This is a genomic window from Geothermobacter ehrlichii (assembly GCF_008124615.1).
GTDB lineage: Bacteria > Desulfobacterota > Desulfuromonadia > Desulfuromonadales > Geothermobacteraceae > Geothermobacter > Geothermobacter ehrlichii.
Genome location: NZ_VNIB01000004.1, coordinates 215,006 through 234,912 on the forward strand (window position 1 = coordinate 215,006; position 19,907 = coordinate 234,912).

At 63.8% G+C, this 19,907-nt stretch carries 15 protein-coding genes; 7 read left to right on the forward strand and 8 right to left on the reverse strand.

Annotated elements, in window-relative coordinates; all coding sequences use genetic code 11:
* Positions 1 to 126: 126 nt before the first annotated feature.
* Entirely contained in the window at positions 127 to 354 is a 228-nt protein-coding gene (tatA, locus tag EDC39_RS06345; RefSeq protein WP_148895542.1) for a twin-arginine translocase TatA/TatE family subunit, read from the forward strand.
* Between the two features lie 76 nt (positions 355 to 430).
* Here tatA and EDC39_RS06350 read toward each other — a convergent pair whose 3' ends face one another.
* The gene (locus EDC39_RS06350) at positions 431 to 1,084 is read right to left on the reverse strand and encodes an OmpA family protein (RefSeq protein WP_148895543.1); all 654 of its coding nucleotides are present in this window, start codon (positions 1,082 to 1,084) and stop codon (positions 431 to 433) included.
* Positions 1,085 to 1,281: 197 nt separating this feature from the next.
* On the opposite strand from EDC39_RS06350, the gene gatC reads away from it, so the two are divergent.
* From gatC to EDC39_RS06380, 6 genes are all read left to right on the forward strand, one after another.
* Positions 1,282 to 1,569 carry an Asp-tRNA(Asn)/Glu-tRNA(Gln) amidotransferase subunit GatC gene (gatC, locus tag EDC39_RS06355; protein WP_148895544.1) on the forward strand — a complete coding sequence of 96 codons (288 nt, stop codon included), beginning with the start codon at positions 1,282 to 1,284 and terminating at the stop codon, positions 1,567 to 1,569.
* 86 nt (positions 1,570 to 1,655) lie between these two features.
* Positions 1,656 to 3,113 (forward strand): Asp-tRNA(Asn)/Glu-tRNA(Gln) amidotransferase subunit GatA, encoded by a 1,458-nt coding sequence (gene gatA, locus EDC39_RS06360; protein WP_148895545.1) that lies wholly within the window; start codon positions 1,656 to 1,658, stop codon positions 3,111 to 3,113.
* 136 nt (positions 3,114 to 3,249) lie between these two features.
* Positions 3,250 to 4,686, forward strand: coding sequence for an Asp-tRNA(Asn)/Glu-tRNA(Gln) amidotransferase subunit GatB (gene gatB, locus EDC39_RS06365; protein WP_148895546.1), 1,437 nt, complete (start codon positions 3,250 to 3,252; stop codon positions 4,684 to 4,686).
* 47 nt (positions 4,687 to 4,733) lie between these two features.
* Complete coding sequence (gene mtnA, locus EDC39_RS06370) at positions 4,734 to 5,825, forward strand: S-methyl-5-thioribose-1-phosphate isomerase (RefSeq protein WP_148895547.1); 1,092 nt, start codon at positions 4,734 to 4,736, stop codon at positions 5,823 to 5,825.
* Positions 5,822 to 9,022 (forward strand): bifunctional [glutamate--ammonia ligase]-adenylyl-L-tyrosine phosphorylase/[glutamate--ammonia-ligase] adenylyltransferase, encoded by a 3,201-nt coding sequence (gene glnE / locus EDC39_RS06375; RefSeq protein WP_148895548.1) that lies wholly within the window; start codon positions 5,822 to 5,824, stop codon positions 9,020 to 9,022. The genes mtnA and glnE overlap by 4 nt, the downstream gene beginning before the upstream one ends.
* A 91-nt stretch (positions 9,023 to 9,113) precedes the next feature.
* Positions 9,114 to 11,012, forward strand: coding sequence for a response regulator (locus tag EDC39_RS06380; RefSeq protein ID WP_148895549.1), 1,899 nt, complete (start codon positions 9,114 to 9,116; stop codon positions 11,010 to 11,012).
* A gap of 9 nt (positions 11,013 to 11,021) precedes the next feature.
* Here the strand turns inward: EDC39_RS06380 and EDC39_RS06385 are convergent, their stop codons facing one another.
* The 7 genes from EDC39_RS06385 to EDC39_RS06415 all read right to left on the reverse strand — a co-directional run bounded on the left by EDC39_RS06385 (position 11,022) and on the right by EDC39_RS06415 (position 19,847).
* A complete protein-coding gene (locus tag EDC39_RS06385) occupies positions 11,022 to 11,735 on the reverse strand; it encodes a PilZ domain-containing protein (RefSeq protein ID WP_148895550.1) in 714 nt (237 codons plus the stop codon).
* A complete protein-coding gene (locus EDC39_RS06390) occupies positions 11,725 to 12,516 on the reverse strand; it encodes a PP2C family protein-serine/threonine phosphatase (RefSeq protein ID WP_148895551.1) in 792 nt (263 codons plus the stop codon). Before EDC39_RS06390 ends, EDC39_RS06385 begins: the two co-directional genes overlap by 11 nt.
* 77 nt (positions 12,517 to 12,593) lie before the next feature.
* Positions 12,594 to 13,373: a tRNA 2-thiocytidine(32) synthetase TtcA gene (gene ttcA / locus EDC39_RS06395; protein ID WP_148895552.1), complete on the reverse strand. Its 780-nt coding sequence runs from the start codon at positions 13,371 to 13,373 to the stop codon at positions 12,594 to 12,596.
* 76 nt (positions 13,374 to 13,449) lie between these two features.
* Entirely contained in the window at positions 13,450 to 16,635 is a 3,186-nt protein-coding gene (locus tag EDC39_RS06400; protein ID WP_148895553.1) for an efflux RND transporter permease subunit, read from the reverse strand.
* Positions 16,632 to 17,795, reverse strand: a complete 1,164-nt coding sequence (locus EDC39_RS06405) for an efflux RND transporter periplasmic adaptor subunit (RefSeq protein ID WP_187426675.1) — start codon at positions 17,793 to 17,795, stop codon at positions 16,632 to 16,634. Before EDC39_RS06405 ends, EDC39_RS06400 begins: the two co-directional genes overlap by 4 nt.
* Entirely contained in the window at positions 17,788 to 19,215 is a 1,428-nt protein-coding gene (locus EDC39_RS06410) for an efflux transporter outer membrane subunit (RefSeq protein WP_148895555.1), read from the reverse strand. The genes EDC39_RS06405 and EDC39_RS06410 overlap by 8 nt, the downstream gene beginning before the upstream one ends.
* Positions 19,212 to 19,847 carry a TetR/AcrR family transcriptional regulator gene (locus EDC39_RS06415; protein ID WP_187426676.1) on the reverse strand — a complete coding sequence of 212 codons (636 nt, stop codon included), beginning with the start codon at positions 19,845 to 19,847 and terminating at the stop codon, positions 19,212 to 19,214. Before EDC39_RS06415 ends, EDC39_RS06410 begins: the two co-directional genes overlap by 4 nt.
* Positions 19,848 to 19,907: the final 60 nt, after the last annotated feature.

A 19,907-nucleotide genomic window follows, 5' to 3' on the forward strand; every position in this document is an offset into this window, starting at 1 on the left:
ATCGATGCGGCAACGAATCGGATGGCTCTGACACGGCAACCGAACCCCGAAGGTGGATTTGGGAAGTTGTTGTCTTTTGCCGGCGGTCGATGTATAACCATGGCATTCCATCGTAGGAGGAAGCACATGTTCGGACTCGGCACCCAGGAACTGATCATCATTCTCATCATCGTCCTGGTCATTTTCGGCGCCGGCAAGCTGCCGCAGGTGGGCGGCGCCCTCGGCAAGGGCATCCGCAACTTCAAGAAGGGGATGAATGACGACAGTGACGATCAGGACGCCCAGGAGCTCAAGCGCCTGGATGACAAGGATTCGGCGGACAAGGATACGAACGACAAACCGGGTCCCAACTGATTCGAAAGATGCATCACGACACAAAAGCCCGCGCTGACAAGCGCGGGCTTTTGTTATTTTGGAACCACATTGGATATCAGCGGCGAATCGGTTCGATGCGAATCTCCACCCGCCGGTTGAGCTGACGGCCGCTTTCGGAAGCGTTGCTGGCGATCGGCCGGCTTTCACCGTAGCCGATGGTGCGGATACGCTCCGGATTGACGCCGTTGCCTACCAGGGCGTTCTTCACCACCTCGGCCCGCCGTTCGGACAGCCGCTGGTTGTACTCCTCGCTGCCGGTGCTGTCAGTATGGCCGGCGACCAGCAGGGTGGTCTGCGGATACTGGTTGAGCACCTTGGCCACCCGGAACAGCTCGTCATGCGCCCCCGGCTTGAGCAGGGCCGAATCGACATCGAACAGCACGTCCGACTTGAAGGTCAGGGCCAGGGTATCGGCGTCGCGCCGGATGCTGGCGCCCTCGACCGTGGCCAACTCCTGGCGGAAAGCCGCCTCCTGGGCATCCATGTAGCTGCCGATCTGATATCCGGCCAGACCGCCCACCAGGGCACCGATGCCGGCACCGATCAAGGTCGACTTGGTGTCACCGCCAATCGCCTGGCCGAGGCCGGCCCCGGCGGCGGCGCCAATGCCGGTCCCCCAGGCGGCACCCTTGCCCGCCTTGGTTTGCGGCTGTGCACAGCCGGCTACGATCAGGATGGATGCCATGAGTATCAACAGAATTGCGCGCATGTTCGAATTCCTCCGTATCGTCGTGGTCATCGGTCGCTTCGTGCTTGCGACCGGATGCCGTAATCTTAGCACAGAATCCCCCGTGCCAGCGCACTTATTCGGCCGGAGCGCCCCTTGTCCCCGAAATGCGATCATGATATTTTACAGCACTTTCGTTGCACAGGGACAACCCCGCACCATCTCGCAAGGAGCTCCCCATGAAAATCACCCGTGACCAGGTCGCTCAGGTCGCCCGTCTCGCCCGGCTGGAACTGGCCGGCGAGGAACTGGAACGCCTGACCGTGGACATGGAAGCCATTCTTTCCTATGTCGACAAGCTGAACGAACTCGACACCGACGGCATCGAGCCGACGTCCCACGCCGTCCCCGTCGACAACGCCTTCCGCCCGGACGAGGTCCGGCCGTCCATCGGCCTGGACAAGGCCCTGGCCAACGCGCCGCAGCGCGAGGAAGACTGTTTCGTCGTCCCAAGGGTCATCGAATAACGGCGGCCGACCGGGTCCGCGCCGCCGGGAACGCCACCCGTTCTCAAAACATGCAGACGAACATCCACTGAAAAGGTTGACACTCCATGGATCTGATCGATCTCAATCTGCAGCAGCTGCGCCAGGCGCTCGACAGACGCGAAGTCAGCGCCCGCGAGGTGACGGAAGCCTACCTGCGGCGCATCGAGGCCACCAACGCCCGGCTCAACAGCTACCTCAGCATCTGCTCCGAGCTGGCCCTCTCCCAGGCTCAAACCGCCGACGAACGGCTGGCGGCCGGTGAAGCCGCCCCTTTGACCGGCATTCCGCTGGCGGTCAAGGACATCTTCAACCTGGAGCAGACCCGCACCACCGCCGGCTCACGACTGCTCGACAACTATGTCGCCCCCTACGACGCCACGGCCGTGGCCCGGCTGAAGGAAAACGGCGCCGTCCTGCTCGGAAAACTCAACATGGACGAGTTCGCCATGGGATCGTCCAACGAAAATTCCGCTTTCGGCCCCTGCCGCAATCCCTGGGATCCGGAGCGGGTTCCCGGCGGCTCCTCCGGCGGCAGCGCCGCCGCCGTCGCCGCCCGCCAGGCGGTCGCCACCCTCGGCACCGACACCGGCGGCTCCATCCGCCAGCCGGCCGCCCACTGCGGCGTGGTCGGGCTCAAGCCGACCTACGGCCGGGTCTCCCGTTACGGAGTCATCGCCTACGCCTCCTCCCTCGACCAGGTCGGTCCCGTCGCCCGTACCGTCGAGGACTGCGCCCTGCTGCTGCAGGCCATCGCCGGCCACGACCACCGGGATTCGACCTCCATCGACTGCCCGGTGCCCGACTATTCCGCCGCCCTGCAGCAGAAGATCGAGGGACTGAAGATCGGCCTGCCGCGCGAATATTTCATCGAGGGCCTGGACGCCGACGTGCAGAAGGCGATCGAGGCAGCCATCGAAGTCTATCGCGGCCTGGGCGCCGAGATCGTCGACATCAGCCTGCCGCATACCGACTACGCCGTCGCCTGCTACTACCTGATCGCCACCGCCGAGGCCTCCAGCAACCTGGCCCGCTACGACGGTGTGCGCTACGGCCGGCGGGTCGATCCCGGCAAGGGGCTGATCGACATGTACTGCGCCACCCGCACCCAGGGGTTCGGCACCGAGGTCAAACGCCGCATCATGCTCGGTACCTACGCCCTCTCCAGCGGCTATTACGACGCCTACTACCTGAAGGCGCAGAAGGTCCGCACCCTGATCCGCGACGATTTCGTCCGCGCCTTCGAACAGGTCGACCTGATCCTGACCCCGGTGGCGCCGACCCCGGCCTTCGGCCTGGGCGAAAAGCTGGACGATCCGTTGCAGATGTACCTCTCGGACATCTTCACCATTCCGGTGAACCTGGCCGGCACCTGCGGCCTCAGTCTGCCCTGCGGCTTTTCCACCGCCGGGCTGCCCATCGGCCTGCAACTGATCGGCCGTCCCTTCGCCGAACAGAGCCTGCTGCGCGCCGGACACGCCTTTCAGCAGGCGACCGACTGGCATCTGAAAAAGGCGGCTATCTGACCGAACGGCAGAAAAGCAACCACGAAGCCACGAAGACTGAAACCTGTCATTCCCTGGCATCTGATTTTCCTTCGGGCTCTTCGTGCCTTCGTGGTGTGATTGATATCGAAACAGAACAGTGTCGAAAGGCAACACCATGTCCTCAATCTTCGAACCGGTCATCGGCCTGGAAGTCCATGTCCAGCTGACCACCAACAGCAAGATCTTCTGCGGCTGCTCCACCGCCTTCGGCAACACGCCCAACAGCCAGACCTGTCCGGTCTGCCTCGGCCTGCCGGGGGCCCTGCCGGTGCTCAACCGACAGGTGGTCGAGTACGCCATCCGCGCCGGCCTGGCCACCAACTGCCGGATCGCCGACAAATCGATCTTTGCCCGCAAGAACTACTTCTACCCCGACCTGCCCAAGGGCTACCAGATCAGCCAGTACGAACGGCCCATCTGCGAGCATGGCTGGCTCGAGATCGAAACCGAAGGCGGTCCCAAGAAGATCGGCATCACCCGCATTCACATGGAAGAGGACGCCGGCAAGCTGCTCCATTCCGAGTCGGGCGAAGCGACCTCCCGCGTCGATCTCAACCGGGCCTGCACTCCGCTGCTCGAGATCGTCTCCGAACCGGACATGCGCAGCGCCGACGAGGCGGTCGCCTACCTGAAGCGGCTGCACGAAATCGTCGTCTACCTCGGTATCTGCGACGGCAACCTCGAAGAAGGCTCCTTCCGCTGCGACGCCAACGTCTCGGTGCGCCCCAGGGGACAGCAGGAATTCGGCACTCGCGCAGAGCTGAAGAACATCAATTCCTTCCGCTTCATCAAGGAGGCGATCGAGTACGAGATCGAGCGCCAGATCGAACTGATCGAGGACGGCGGCAAAGTGGTGCAGGAAACCCGCCTGTTCGACAGCGAGCGGGGCGTCACCCGCTCCATGCGCGGCAAGGAGGAGGCCCATGATTACCGCTACTTCCCCGATCCCGACCTGGTTCCCCTGACCATCGACCAGGCCTGGATCGACCGGGTGCGCGAGAGCCTGCCGGAACTGCCCGAGGCCAAGCGGCGTCGCTACCGCAGCGAGTTCGGCCTGCCGGAGTTCGATGCCGGCGTCCTCACCGCCGACCGCGGCATCGCCGAATATTTCGAGGCCTGCGTCGAACGGCACGGCAATCCGAAGACCTGCGCCAACTGGGTCATGGGCGAGGTCTTGCGCAACCTGAAGGAGAAAGAGGTCGCCATCGCCGAATGCCCGGTGACGCCGGAACTGCTCTGCGGCCTGCTCGACCGCATCGCCGACGGCACCATCTCCGGCAATATCGGCAAGAAGGTTTTCGAGGAGATCTGGAACAGCGGCAAGACCGCCGACGCCATCATCGAGGAAAAGGGGCTGAAACAGGTCACCGACGCCGGCGCCATCGAGGCCATGGTCGACGAGGTGCTGGCCAACTGCCAGGCCCAGGTCGAACAGTACCGCGCCGGGCAGACCAAGGTGCTCGGCTTTCTGGTCGGCCAGGTGATGAAGGCCAGCAGGGGCAAGGCCAACCCGCAGCTGGTCAACGAGTTGTTGAGAAAGAAACTGGATTAACGGCCGAAGGGGTCAAGGGCTGACTCCTGAATACAAAGGTTATCATCATGCAAACCAACATTCCCAACCGTTGCGCCGCGGCCGCCGGCGGCGGCGTCAAGCCTCTGCGATACACAGGCGGCGTGCTGCAAATGATCGACCAGCGCCGGCTGCCGACCGAGGAGGTCTGGCTCGACTACCGCGACTACCGCGAGGTGGCGGAAGCGATCCGGACCATGGTGGTGCGCGGCGCGCCGGCCATCGGCTGCGCCGCCGCCTTCGGCGCCTGGTTCGGAGCCCGCGACATCGACACCGACTCGACGGCCGCATTTCTCGAGCAGTTCGCCGCCGTCTGCGAGCTGCTGGCCGCCAGCCGGCCGACGGCGGTCAATCTCTTCTGGGCCCTGGAGCGGATGCAGTCCTTCGCCCGCAGCCACGCCGACCGGCCGGTGCTGCAGATCAAGATCGCCCTCGAGTACGAAGCGCTGGCCATTCTCGAGGAGGACGAGCGCATCAACCGGGCGATGGGCGAGCACGGGCAGAAGCTGCTGCCCGAACGGTGCCGGATTCTCACCCACTGCAACGCCGGCGCCCTGGCCACCGGCGGCTACGGCACCGCTCTCGGCGTCATCCGCGCGGCGGCCGCCGCCGGCAAGCAGATCGAGGTCTTCGCCGACGAAACCCGGCCCTTTCTGCAGGGATCGCGTCTCACCGCCTGGGAGCTGCAGCGGGACGGCATTCCGACAACCCTGATCTGCGACAACATGGCGGGCTACCTGATGAGCCAGGGGCGCGTCGACTGCGTCATCGTCGGCGCCGACCGCATCGCCGCCAACGGCGACACCGCCAACAAGATCGGGACCTATTCCCTGGCGGTACTGGCCAAAGAACACGGCATCCCTTTCTATGTCGCCGCCCCCATCTCGACCATCGACTTCAGCCTCACCGACGGCAGACAGATCCCGATCGAGGAGCGCGACCCGCGCGAGGTGACCCACATCGGCGAGCAGCGGCTGGCGCCGGAGGACATCGCGGTCTACAACCCGGCCTTCGACGTTACTCCGGCGCGCCTGATAACCGCCATCATCACCGAAAACGGCGTCGCCGAAGGCGATTTCGTCCATACCCTGCCGGAACTTGCCGAGGGGACGAAACGGTGACGGACAGGCGGCTCGGTCAGCAGCTGGCGGACGCCTGCGACCGGCACGACGACCAGGTTCTGGCCGACATCGCCGCCGGTCTCGGCTACGCCGATCCCGGCAAGACCACGGCCAACCTGCTGCTGCTCAACGAGCTGCTGGCCGATGCGGATCTGCTGGCCTCGGTGCTGACCGACGGAGCCGCCAGCGCCGACCCCGACCAGGCGCTGAACAATCTCGAACGCCTCGGCTGGTCGGTCGAGCGCGACCTGCTGCTCGAGGTGCTGGCCGACGACCGGCGCCGGCGGCAGCTGCTCACCATCCTTGGCGCCTCGGCCCTCATGACCGGCATCCTCTGCCGCGCGGCCGACCATTTCCACCGGCTGTTCATCGCCGGCGATCTCGACCAGGACTCAAACCGGGAACTGATGCTGCGTCAGCTGCGGCAGCAGATACCCGACGACACCGACTTCGCCACCCTGCAGCAACAGCTGCGCCGCTTCAAGTACCGGCAGATACTGCGCATCGGCGGCCGCGACCTGTGCGGCCTGGCCGATTTCGAAGCCACCGGCCGCGAGCTGGCCGACCTGGCCTCGGCCTGCCTGCAGCGCGCATACGAGATCTGTGACCGGCTGCTGCGCGCCGACTACGGTGCGCCGCTGCTGGCGGTCGAGGCGGATGCCTGCCCGCTGGAGGCCGAATTCACCGTCATCGGCATGGGCAAGCTCGGCGGCCGCGAACTGAACTTCTCCTCAGACATCGACCTGATCTACATCTACACTTCCGATCGCGGCCAGACCGCCGGTATCGACGACGGCCGCGGCGGCCGCCGCAACCGGATTGGTCTGCATGCGTATTTCTGCAAGCTCGGAGAATATATCAGCCGGGCCCTGGGGCAGGTCACGGCCGACGGCTTCGTCTTTCGCGTCGACCTCAACCTGCGCCCCGAAGGCAGCCGCGGCGAGCTGGCCAACTCCCTGCGCGGGGCCGAACTCTATTACGAAAGCTGGGGGCAGAGCTGGGAACGGACGGCCATGCTCAAGGCCCGGCCGGTAGCCGGTTCCCTGGCGCTCGGCGACCAGTTCCTGAAGATTCTCGAGCCCTTCGTCTACCGCCGCTACCTCGACTACAGCATGGTCGAGGACATGAAGGTGATGAAGCAGCGCATCGACCGGAGCCTGGTGCGCAGCGAAGAGGCGGAGCGCAACCTCAAGCTCGGCCGGGGCGGCATCCGCGAAATCGAATTCTTCATCCAGGCGCTGCAGGTGATTCACGCCGGCAAGAATCCGCGGCTGCGGGAGAAGAACAGCCTGCGCGCCCTGGACATGCTGCGCGAAGAAGGCCTGATCGACGCGAAGGACCACCGGACCCTGCGCCAGGCCTACATCTTTTTGCGCAACGCCGAACACCGGGTACAGATGGTGCAGGAGGGACAGATCCACAGCCTGCCGAAGCGGCCGGAGGAACTTCGCGCCCTGGCCCGCCGCTGCGGCTTCGACGAAACGGCGGCCTTTCTCGACGAACTTGATCGTCACCGACAGGCGGTAGCCGAGCTTTTCCACAGCCTTTTCCACAGCAGCGAGGAAAGGCTCGAAGAGGATGTCGATCCGGAAATCGCCGTCTTTCTCGACGCTGAAGCCGATCCCGACTATCTGAAAGACCTGCTGGAGGCCCGGGGATTCCGCAACCCGGACGCCGCCTACGACGCCATCCAGACCCTGCTGCACGGGCCGCCGCACAATCCCCTGTCGACCCGCTCCCGCCGGCATCTGCAGAAACTGGCGCCGCTTTTTCTGCGCGCCGTCTTCGACTCGCCGGAACCGGACATGGCCCTGGTCAATCTCGAACGGTTCGTGCTCGCCCTGCGCGCCCGCGCCACCTTCTTCTCCCTGCTGGTCGAAAACCGGCAGATCGTCAAGGTGCTCATCGACCTGTTCGCCACCAGCCAGTTTCTGTCGCGCATCTTCATCCAGAGTCCGCAGATCCTTGACAGTCTGGTGACCCGCCCGCACCAGGCGGGAACCAAGTCGCTGGAGGACTTCCACCGGGAGCTGGGCGAGCAGCTGGCGCTGGTCGACAGCTACGAAGAGCGGCTCGATGTTCTGCGCCGCTTTCGCAAGGAAGAATTTCTGCGCATCGCCCTGGACGACATTCACGGCCAGGCCCTGCAGGGACAGACCGCCCGCCAGCTTTCCGACCTGGCGGAAGCCTGCCTCGAGGCGGCGGTCGACCTGGCGCGCCGGGAGCTGTTGCCGCGATACGGCCTGCCGTTGCGCGGGGACGGTCAGCCGGCCGGCTTCGCCGTGCTCGGCATGGGCAAGCTGGGCGGCCGCGAGCTGAACTACCACTCGGATCTCGACCTGATCTTCGTCTACGACGGGGACGGCGAAACCGGACCGGCCGAGGAAACCGACCCGGAACGTTTCCGCCGACAGAGCAACCGGGAGTATTTCGCCCGCCTGGCTCAGCGCATCATCTCCGTCCTGACCCTGGTGACCACCGAGGGCAAGGTCTACGAAATCGATACCCGCCTGCGCCCTTCGGGCAACCAGGGCCCGCTGGTGACCAGCCTGGAAGCTTTTGAGCGCTACCACCAGGAATCGGCGCAGCTCTGGGAACGACAGGCACTGACCAAGGCCCGGCCGATGGCCGGCCCGCCGGAGCTTCTGCGGCGTCTCGAACGGCTGGTGCACCAGATCACCTACCAGCGGCCGCTGCCGCCGGACGCGATCGGCGAAATCCGCCGGCTGCGCAACCGGATGGAGGTCGAGATCGCCCGCGAGGACAGCAGCCACTTCAACATCAAGACCGGCCGCGGCGGCATGGTCGACGTCGAATTCCTCTGCCAGTACCTGCAGCTGAAACACGGCGGCAGGCATCCGGAACTGCGGACCAGCAACACCCTTGAGGCCCTCAACGCCCTGGCCGGCCTGCAGCTCCTCTCCGCCGAAGAGCACGAGCATCTGATCCGGAGCTACAAGTTTCTGCGACGGCTGGAGAACAAGCTGCGGCTGGTCCACGACCAGTCGATCAACGAGCTGTCCGGGGAAACGACCTACCTGCGCAAACTGGCGCTGCGTCTCGGCTACCCGGAAAGGCCGGTCAAGCCGGAAGTGGCGCTGCTCAACGACTACCGGCAAGCCACCGAAGGCATCCGCACCATCTTCAACCGAATCCTGCCCCCGGATACGGACGGAGTGCCGAACGGACCGTCCTGACCCTTTCGTCGATGAAACATTTGTCAAGTCCGGATAAGTCTGGGAAAATAGGTCTGAATCGGCGCACAGGCCTTGCCGGAGGGAGGGGACGATGTCCAAACCGATCTGGATCATCGATGACAATGCCAACATCCGCACGTTTCTGAGCGAATCACTGAAGCTCAGGGGCTATCAGGTGCGCACCTTTTGCACGGCGGAGGACGCCCTCGACGCCATCGGCGACGATCCCTGCGGTCTGGCCCTGGTCGACATCATGCTGCCGGGCATGTCCGGAATCGAACTCTGCCGCAGAATCAGGGAGATTCCTTCCCGCGCCGACCTGCCGCTGCTGCTGATGACGGCATTCTCCCAACAGGCCGAGGAACTGCTGCAGGAGCAGGAAGGACTCGGTATCCTCGACTGCCTGTTCAAACCCTTCAGTCTCGACCGGCTGCACCAGAAGATCGCCGAAATCCTCGGCCAGCAGACACTACGGCCATCAGCCACGGAAGCCCGGATTGCCGGCCGCCTGAACGAAACATCCTTCGCCCAGCTGCTGCACAACCTCTACACCCTCAAGGCGACCGGCCTGCTCACCCTGACCCGCGCAACGCTGAAAAAGGTGGTCTATGTCAAGAACGGCTACCCGATCTTCGCCCGTTCCAACCTGGTCAGGGAATGCCTGGGACAGATGATGGTCGACGAAGGAATCATCACCACCGAACAGTGCGAGGAATCGCTGCGCCTGGCGCGGGAAACCGGCCGCCTGCAGGGGACGGTCCTGATCGACATGGGACTGCTGACGCCCCACCGGCTCCAGGAGGTGCTGCGGGCACAGGTGGTCAAGAAACTGCTCGAGATCTTCTCCTGGACCGACGGGAACTACCAGTTCATCCAGGGCAAGGATTTCAAGAAAAGAGTCACCAGCATCGACGTTTCGCCAGCCTCGCTCATCTACCAGGGCATCCGGAACTACTACGACGAAGACCGCCTCGCCGAAATCCTGCGGCGCCACCAGGACCGCTACCTGTGCAAAGCCCAGAGTCCCGCCTACCGCTACCAGGATATGGGACTCGACCGGAAGGGACAGAAGGTGTTCGACATGTGCGACGGCCGAATGACCCTGCGGAAGATCCAGGAGCAGTTTCCGCTCACCAGGCTGGAGACGGACCAGGTTCTCGTGGCCCTGATCATCTCGGAAATGGTCGAGGTGCGCAGAACGCCACTGGCCGACGGTCAGGAAGAGGCGGACGTGGCACCGGAAGATGCCGAATTCCGCGAGGCCTTTCTCCGTGAATACGGCAACCTGATGAAGCGCAACTACTTCGAACTGTTCGGCGTACCGGAAGACGCTCCCCGGACGGTACTGCGCAAGGCCTATTTCAGCATGGCCAAGAAATATCATCCCGACCGATTTCTGCAGAGGGGGTACAGTGACGAACTGCGCCGAAAGGCGAACGAACTCTTCCAGCACCTGAGTCAGGCCTACGAAACCCTGTCCGATCCGGTCGCCTGTCGCAACTACCGCAACAAGCTGAAACAGCAGGCCTCGGGAGGGGCTCCAAGGATCGAAGACATCCTCAGGGCGGAAACCGCCTTCCAGAAGGGACGGCATCTCAACCGCAGCCGGCGCTACCAGGCCGCCCTGGGCGAGCTGGAAATCTGCATGCGCTACAGTCCCGAAGAACCTGAATACATGACCCAGTACGCCTGGGCGCTCTACCGGAGCTCCCCGGACCAGCCCGAGCAGCAGGAACGCGCCCTGCAGATGCTGCAGAGATCAGCCTTTCTCAACGGGGAAATCGACCAGACCCATCTCTATCTCGGCCTGATTCTGAAAGAACGGGGTCGGAACCGCGAAGCGGAAAAGCAGTTCGAGCTGGCCATCCGCTGCAATCCCGACTGCACCGAGGCCCTGCGCGAACTGCGCCTGTACAACCTGCGGCGGGAAATGGAGGCGAAAGAAAACCGAAGCAAGGGACTTTTCGGCCGGCTGCTCAGGAAAAACTGAGCCGGCAGTTCAGGCGTTCAGACAACGTCGTTCCTGCCTGCAGGAATCCTCGGGCATTCGAAAGTGAACCATGCCGCGGCGGTAGGTCTCGTCCGGACAACGACGGCGAATCCGGCGAAAGTAGTCACCGATGATGAAATCGCGCAGCCACCGGTTGTCCTCGGGCGAAAGATGGAGAAAGAGCATGCCGGTTTCAAAAAGTTCCTTTTCTGAACCGACTTTCGGAAAGGAATAGAGCGCCACCCCCTCCAGATCGAACTGTCGCTCCAGCAGGTGGCAGCGCATACCCATCGCTTCGTCACGGGCCAGCTCGCGAGGCAGCAGCAAACGGCATCCCCGGTTGGAAAGGCTGGTCAGACGCGCCCGATACTCGCCATTGCGGCAGAACACGACCGCCTCCGTATCGAGCGCCGTGCGCAGATGCCGGCGCGGCGGCTGGTGAAACTTGCGTTCAAGCGCTACGTAGAGGGCTTCGATCTGCAGCGGCAACGTCAAGCGGTCGAGGCCGGCGTAATGGGAATCACTGAGCCAAACCACCGGCTGAAACCGGTCGGGAGTGAAACTCCCCTCCTTGGCCAACACCAGAGCGCTGTCATCCTCACCAACATCAGTCCGGTACCCCCACTCTTCGAGCAGACTGCAGAGAACCTGCCGAAAAGAGCTGTCAGAAACTTCGACCCGTACCCGCTTGTTGGTACCGGAACAAGATCTTTCAACCAGCATTTCCGCCTCCGATAACCCCGTGCATATCGATCACCAGCGCCGTACAGTCGTCCGCCGGCGGATCGGCAATGCCGAATTGTTTCAATGAACGAAGAATCTCGTCCAGAAACTCCATATGGTCGCCTAAACTGTCAAGCAACAGGCGCACCAGACGTCGCCGACCATAGAATTCGCGCCTGTCGTTGGTCGCCTCGATGATGCCGTCGGTAAAGAGCAGAAACCGGTCGTGGCGATGGAAGCGGAAAATCTCCAGGCCGAGTTCCGGCTGGTCGAAGTAGCCCAGCGGCTGACCGGTCGCCTCCAGCTCGAAAATTTCCCTGCCCCGCCTGACCGCCGGCGCCACGTGTCCGGCGTTGACATATTGCATGCAGAGAGTTTCCGGATCGATCACCCCGCAAAAAAGGGTACTGGAAAAGTAGTGGTCCAGCCTCTCCGACCGCTTGGCGAACAGACGCAGAAATGTGTTGATTTCCCGTACTATTCTCAAGGGATCACAGTCTTCGGCGGCACTGCGGTGAATGAAGCCGTAGAGCAGCCCCATGACCAGGGACGCCTGCAGGCCATGTCCGGTGACATCGCCGAGAAAGATCAGCTGGCAACCATCGGCCAGGGTGATGAAATCGAAGAAATCGCCGCCGACGCCGCTCGCCATCCGGTTGCGAATGCCGATGCAGCACCAGTCACACTGGGGCGAACTTTTCGGAAAGAGAACCTGCTGCACGCCGGTCGCCAGATCGATATCGAGATCGAGACGACAGCTGCAGTTCTCTTCTTTTTTCATCGGCACCCTCCCGGCACAACTTTAGACATGACCAGTGAAAGTATAGCCGAGGAGCGGGAAATTCCAACGGCGGGACGTCAGCTGGCCCGGGACCTGAACAGATCGTTCAGTTGCGGATCGAGAAGATGACGGGGGTGGACATTGCCGAGGGCGCCGATCATGCTGCGTTTCAGGTGGGGAATTTCCTGGCGAAGGTCGCGGATAAGCTGCTTCATCCGCTGGCGTTTCTGGTCGACTTCGCCACAGACCGGGCAGGCACAACAGATGACCGGCAAGGAATGCTGGCGGACAAAACGGATGATCTCACCCTCCTCGACATAGACCAGGGGACGGATGACCGTATGGCGGCCGTTGTCGGCCTGCAGCTTTGGACTCATCGCCTTCAGGCTGCCGACATAGAACTGGTTGAGCAGCAGGGTTTCGATGAAGTCGTCGAGATGATGGCCGAGGGCGATCTTGTTGCAGCCCAGTTTATCCGCCAGCGAATAGAGCACGCCGCGCCTCAGCCGGGCACAGAAGGAGCAGTAGGACGAGCCGGGACGGCGCCTGGTCTCGATGATCTCGTAGGCGTTGGTCGACTCGAGCCGGTACTCGAAGCCGAACTCCTCGAGATGACGGGCGATCACCTCCTTGCGAAAGCCGGGAAAGCCGGAATCGACGGTGGCGGCCACCAGCTCGTAGCGGACCGGCGAACGCCGGCGCAACGAATCGAGGATGTGCAGCAGGGTATAGGAATCCTTGCCGCCGGAAACCCCGACCAGGATGCGGTCCCCTTCCTGAATCAGGTCGAAATCGCCGATGGCGCGGCCGACGGCTTTGCGGATTTTGCGAAACAGGGCATCTTCTTCCAGAGGCACGACATTCTCCTTCCTGCGAAACGGCGCCGTTTTTTTAATCCATTTTCCCTTGCCGGAGCAAGTCTTTCCTGCCCGTTCACCGCGGCTCCGTTTCGACCGCCGGCAGCCCGGGGTGGTCGGCATGAGATTCCTTAAAGCCGAACAGGCGACGGATATCCTCCAGAATCAGGTAGAGGGAAGGAATCAGCAACAGGGTGATGCCGGTGGCGAACATGATGCCGAAACCGAGAGAAATGGCCATCGGGATGAGAAACTGGGCCTGAACGCTGGTTTCGAGAATCATCGGCATCAGTCCGAAGAAGGTGGTCAGCGAAGTCAGCATGATCGGCCGGAAACGGCGCTGTCCCGCCTGCAGCAAGGTCGGCGTCAGCTCGAGACCGCTGCGGCGCAGGCCGTTGGCGTAATCGATGAGCAGCAGCGAATCGTTCACCACCACCCCGGCCAGGGCGACAATGCCGAACAGGGAAAGGATCGACAGACTGAAACCCATGATCAGATGTCCAAGCAGTGCACCAACGATGCCGAAGGGGATGGCACTCATGATCAGCAGCGGCTGGCTGTAGCTGCGCAGGGGAACGGCCAGCAGGGCGAAAATGGCGAACAGGGCCAGCAGAAAGCCGGTCTTCATGCTGTCCATCGACTCCGCCTGCTCCTTCTGCTCCCCTTCGAAATCGAAACCGATTCCCGGATAGTCGCGGGCCAGATCGGCCAGCAGGCCGGCCTTCAGCTCGCGCAGGATTTCGTCCGCGCTCGCCTTGCTGCTGTCGACCCGGGCGGTGACATTGATCACCCGCTTGCGGTCGCTGCGGTTGATCTGGGCATAACCCCTCCCCTCCACCACATCCGCCGCCCGCAGCAGCGGCACTTCCCCGCCGTCGGGAGTGCGAACGCGCAGCTGCTCCAGGTTCCAGAGGAACTGGCGTTCCTGTTCGGGATAGCGCACCAGCACCTTGACCTCGTTGCGTCCACGCTGCAGGCGCAGGGCTTCCGTGCCGTAATAGGCGGCGCGCAGCTGCCGGCCGAGATCGAGTTCGGTCAGTCCCAGGGTGCGTCCCTCATCGGAAAGGCGGATCTTCAGCTCCCGCTTGCCAACGGCGTAGTTGTCGGCGATGTCGGTCACTCCGGGATATCCGGCCAGCGCCGCCTTGACACGCCCGGCGGCCATCTCCAGAACGGCGAAATCCTCGTGGGCGATCTGGATGTCGATATTCGCCCCCATCCGCACCAGGTTGGAAGCGAAGGTCAGCGTTTCGACGCCGGGAATTTCGCCCGTCAGCTCGCGCCAGCGGTCGCTGATGGCGGTGGCGGGAACATCCCGGTTTTCGCTCTTGGTCAGCAGCATGACGATGTTGGCGATATTGCTGGCGGTCTGGGCGTCGTCGGGCCCCGGACCGTGGGTGCCGCTGATACGGCCGCCGATCACGGCGTAGACATGGCGCAACACCGATTTACCCTCGGGCAGGCCGGCATCGAATTCGGCGACTGCCCGGTTGCCGGCGTCCAGAACACGCCGCACAACCTTCTCGGTCTGCGCATAGGGGGTACCCGGCGGCAGTTCGAGATCTACGGTGATCAGGTCACCGTCGACTTCGGGCATGAAGTGAAATTTGAGAATGCCGCCGAAAAAGGTGCCGACCGTCAGCAGCAGAACGGCGATGCTGCCGGCCAGCGTGACGTAGCGGTAGCGCAGGCACCAGGCCAGGACGCGCCGGTACGGGCCGGAAATGAATCGTTCGAGCTGACGGCCGAACCAGCGCCGGACGCGGTCGATCCGTCCCAGCAGTCCCTTGCCCAGGGGCCGGCGCTTTCCCAGGGCCAGGTGCGCCGGCAGCACGAAGAGCGACTCGACCAGGGAAACCAGCAGAATGACGATCACCACCTTGGGGATGACACCGATGAACTTGCCGAGCATGCCGCCGGTGAACAGCAGTGGCGCAAAGGCGGCGATAGTGGTCAGTACGGCGAAGACCACAGCCCGACCGACCTCGATGGCGCCGTCCTCCGCCGCCTGCGGATAGGGCTTGTCCATCTGCCGGTGGTCGTAGACATTCTCGCCGACGACGATGGCGTCATCGACGACGATCCCCAGGGCCATGATGAAGGCAAACATGGAGATCATGTTGATGGAGACGTCCATTCCGGGCATGAAGAGCAGGGCACCGCAAAAGGAGATGGGAATGCCGAGCATGACCCAGAAGGCCAGCCGGATCTCGAGGAAGAGGCCGAGCACCAGAAAGACCAGTACCAGACCGATACGGGCATTCTTCACCAGCAGGTCGCGGCGGCTTTTGAACAGTTCGGAGGTGTCGTTCCAGGCCGCGATGCGGATCGACGTCGGCAGTTCGGCCCGGCGCTTTTCGACATAGTCGCGGACGATGCGGGAAATTTCGATCGGCTTCTGTCGCCCCACCCGGCTGACCTTGACCATCGCCGCCGGCTTGCCGTCAAAACGGGCGGCCAGGTCGGTTTCGGCAAAACCGTCGATTACCCGGGCCAGATCGCCCAGCCTGACCTGGGTGCCGTCCGGCAGGGTGCGGATGACGATATCGCGGTAACCCGGTCCGAAATAGCGCCGCTCCTTGGTACGGATCAGGATATCGCCGCCGGCTGTCTTGACCGTGCCGCCGGGCAGGTCGAGAGAGGCCCGCCGGATGCGGTCGGCCACCGCATCGAGGGTCAGCCCGTACTGACGCAGACGCTGTTCCGGAATCTCGATCGTGATCTGGTAGGGGCGGACTCCGGCCAGGTCGACCTGGGTGATCTGCGGATATTCGAGCAGGTCGTCCCGCACCCGCTCGGCCTGTTCGCGCAGGGCCCGCTCGGAAACGTCGCCGTAGACCACTACCGAGATGACCTCGTGCCGGTTGAGCAGCTTGCTGATGACCGGTTCTTCGGCATCCTCGGGAAAGGTGGTGATCCGGTCGACTTCACTCTTGATGTCGGCCAGCACCCGGTCCGGATCGGCGTCAGTATCGAGCTCGGCGGTGACGGTGCCGAATCCCTCGGAAGCAACCGAACGGATCTGCTTGATGCCGTCAACCCCGATCAGATTCTCCTCGATCTTGAGCAGCACCCCTTCCTCGACCTCTTCCGGGCCGGCCCCGGGATAGGCGACCGAAACCTGGATCATGTCGAGGGAGATTTCCGGAAAGACCTCCTGCTTGATACCGAAACCGAGCAGCACGCCGCCGACGATGAACACCAGCATCAGCAGGTTGGCCGCCACATGGTTGCGCGCCATCCAGCGAATCGCGCCGTTCATCGCGCCTCCTCCACCGTCCTGAGCAGCAACCCGTCCGCCGCCCCCGGCACCTGTGTCAGAACCAGTTCGGCTCCGGCCTGCAGACCGTCGGAAACCAGAACCACATCCTTCTCCCGGCGAACGACCGTCACCCGGCGGATGCGCAGGCGCCCGTCCTCTTTCACCCAGACCCGGTTGCCTTCGCGCAACGCCTGTCGGGGCACTGGAATCACCCCGGAAATCGTGCGGCCGGCAAGCCGCAAACGAACGAAACTGCCGACCGCCAGAGCCGGTTTCGACGACGCTTTCGCTTTCAGGCCATAGGGATCGTCGACCAGCACGGCGATCCGGGCCATGCGACCACGGCTGTCGACCTCGGCCAGGGCCCGGTCGACATATCCCCGCCAGTGCCTTTCACCTCCCGCCATGGGCAGAATGATCTCGGCCGGCGAGCCCCGGCGCCCCGGCTGGCGCGGAACATCAAGCCACTGCAGATCGTCGGTGTCGAGGGGAACGATGATTTCTACCCGGTCGGTTCCGACCAGAGTCGCGACGGCATTGCCTGCGCGCAGGTACTGCCCCAGGTCGATCTTCTCGTCCTGCACATAACAGTTGAAGGGGGCACTGACAACCGTTCGTTGCAGATCGAGCCGGGCCTGTTCGAGAGCGGCGCGAGCCGCGGCGACAGCCGCCTCGGCGCTCTTGAGCTGCGGCTCAAAGACCGCCAGCGGCTGCGGCGGCTGGCCGGGATTCAGCTGCTCCCACTCCTGGCGGGCAATGTCGGCCCGCGCCCGCAGGGTTGCCAGTTCAACCTCCTGCCGACTCACTTCCGCCCGGGCCCGGTCGACGGCCAGACGATAGTCGATATCCTCCAGGGCGAACAGCTCGTCTCCGGCGCGGAAAAAACCGCCGCTGACCAGACGCGGCGACATCCGGATCACGCGACCGCTGACCTGGGGTACGATATCGACCCGCCGGCGGGCCTGGACCGTCCCCGTCGCCTCAACCGTCACCCGATGGTCGACCGGCTGCACGCGAACCGTTTCCACCAGCACGCCGGTAAAGACGGGCGGTTTCTTCTCCGGGGCTTTGCGCGCATTGATCATCAGCATCAACCCGCCCGCACCGAGCAGAAGGATCAGCACCGGCAGAACAATCTTCAACAGCCTCTTGTCACTCATGATTGTCATTCTCCCCGCTGGCGGCGAACCGCCGGCTTATCTCCCTGTCCATCCAGGTCCCGCCGAGGGCGCGGGCCAGACTGATGCGATCGCTGATCAGCTGCCGGCGAGCCGCCAGCAGTTCGCTGCGCGCCTGGAGGGCATTGCGCTGCGCCGACAGCACCTGAAGATAATCATCGATTCCGTAAAGATAATTTTTCCGGGCCAGGCGCAGATTAGCCGCCGTGGCGTCCACCATCGCCGCCAGACGTTCAATGCGCTGTTCATCACTGTGGTTGTCGGCCAGGGCGTCTTCGACTTCGCGATAGGCGTCGAGAACCGCCTGCCGGTACCCGGCCAGGCGCTCCCGCACCACGGCCCGGTTGCGCGCCACCTCCGCCCGCCTGCGCCCACCGTCGAGCAGCGGAAGCGCCGGCTGGATCAGCAGCTGCCAAAAATTGCCCGTAATCACGCCGATGCCGAAATCGGTCTGCAAAAATCCATAGTTGGCGGCAAGATTGAGAGTCGGCAGACGGTCGGCGATGGCGGCGGCAAGCTCGGCGTCAGCCGACCGCAACTGATGGAAACGCGCCGCGATGTCGGGCCGTCGCTGCAGCAGGTCGGCCGGCAGGCCGGTCGGAAACTGCTCCCTAAAGGCCGGCAGTTCGGCCAGGTTGCCCGACACCCCGCGGCCGGGATAGTCGCCCAGCAATACGGCGATGCCATGCTCGGCCGTCGCCAGGTTGCGGGCGAACGTCGAGCGGCCGGCCTCCGCCGCGGCCAGGCTCTGCCGCGCCTGGTACAGTTCGGCGGCGGGAACCAGCCCCTGCCGGTAGCGACGCTCCACCAGCTTCAGGGTTTCACGGCAGGAAGCGACCGTCTCCTCGGCCAGCCGCAGCTGCGCCCGCTGTTCGGCGACGAAATAGTAGAGGTCGGCCAGTTGGGCGCTGAGACTGAGGTACAGGGTCTGCAGCTCGCTTCTGCTGGCCGCCGCCAGCTGCATCGCCGAGCGCTGACGGTCCTTCTGCTTGCTCCAGAAATCGAACTCGAAACTGCTCTGGGCCGAAAAACGATAGTTGTAGACCACAGCATTCTGAACGAAGCCCGGGACCTTCTCGCGGCTTCCCTGCCCGCCGAGACCGAGACTCGGCCAGCGGGCTCCACCGGCAATCCGCGTCGCCGCCCTCGCCTGCTCCAGGCGGGCAAACGCCTGCTCCAGCTGCAGGTTGCCGGTAAACAGCCGTTCCATCAGCCGGTCGAGCTGCGGATCGTGAAAAATCTGCCACCAGCGGTCGAGAACCGGCGCGGCCGCAACCGCTCCGGAATCCTCGACATACCGCCCCGGCGGTTCGACCGGCAGCGAAACCCGGGTCGGTCGGTACAGGCTGCAGCCGGCCAGCAGCAGGCCGCACAACAGCACCGAAGTCAATGCGAGTCTCATTCGGGAACCTCCATGCCGGCCAGGGTGTAGGCGAGCAGGACCTCGGCCAGGCGCGCGGTGTCGAGCCGCGCCTCGACGCCCGCCGGCAACTGTATGTGCCTGTCGTGGCAGCGCATGACATGGCTCAGAGAACCGATGGCGAAGTGCAGTCGCCAGAAGAGCAGCGTCCGGGATACCTGCGGCAGAGCCTGGTGCAAAGCTTCGAACAGCCGGCTGATGAAAGGCCCCATCTGGCACAGGAAGATGTCCCGCCCGACCCCTTCGGGATCGGCCAGGATGCGTCCCACCAGGGTGATGAACCGTTCCGGTCCCGCACCCTGGTCTCGCAGCCGGATGGTCGGCTCGATCAGGGCGCGCATCAGCTCGCGCGGGTCGGGGCGCCGACCGGCCCGGCGCGCCAGTGCCAGCTCGCTGTCGAGCAGGGCCAGCCGCTGCCGGTTGAGCGGCGCCAGGCGCCGCTCGATGACCGCTTCGAGCAGCTCTTCCTTGGAACCGAAATGGTAGTTGACCGCCGCCAGGTTGACGCCGGCATGGCCGGTGATCATGCGCAGGGACGTGGCATGAAATCCGCTGCGGGCGAAGAGTTCCTCGGCGGCATCGAGAATTCTTGTCTTGGTATCAGGCTGACTCATGGGCTCCATCCTTCGGCAAGCAACATCTTCGGCCAGCCTACATTCAAACGAACGTTTGAG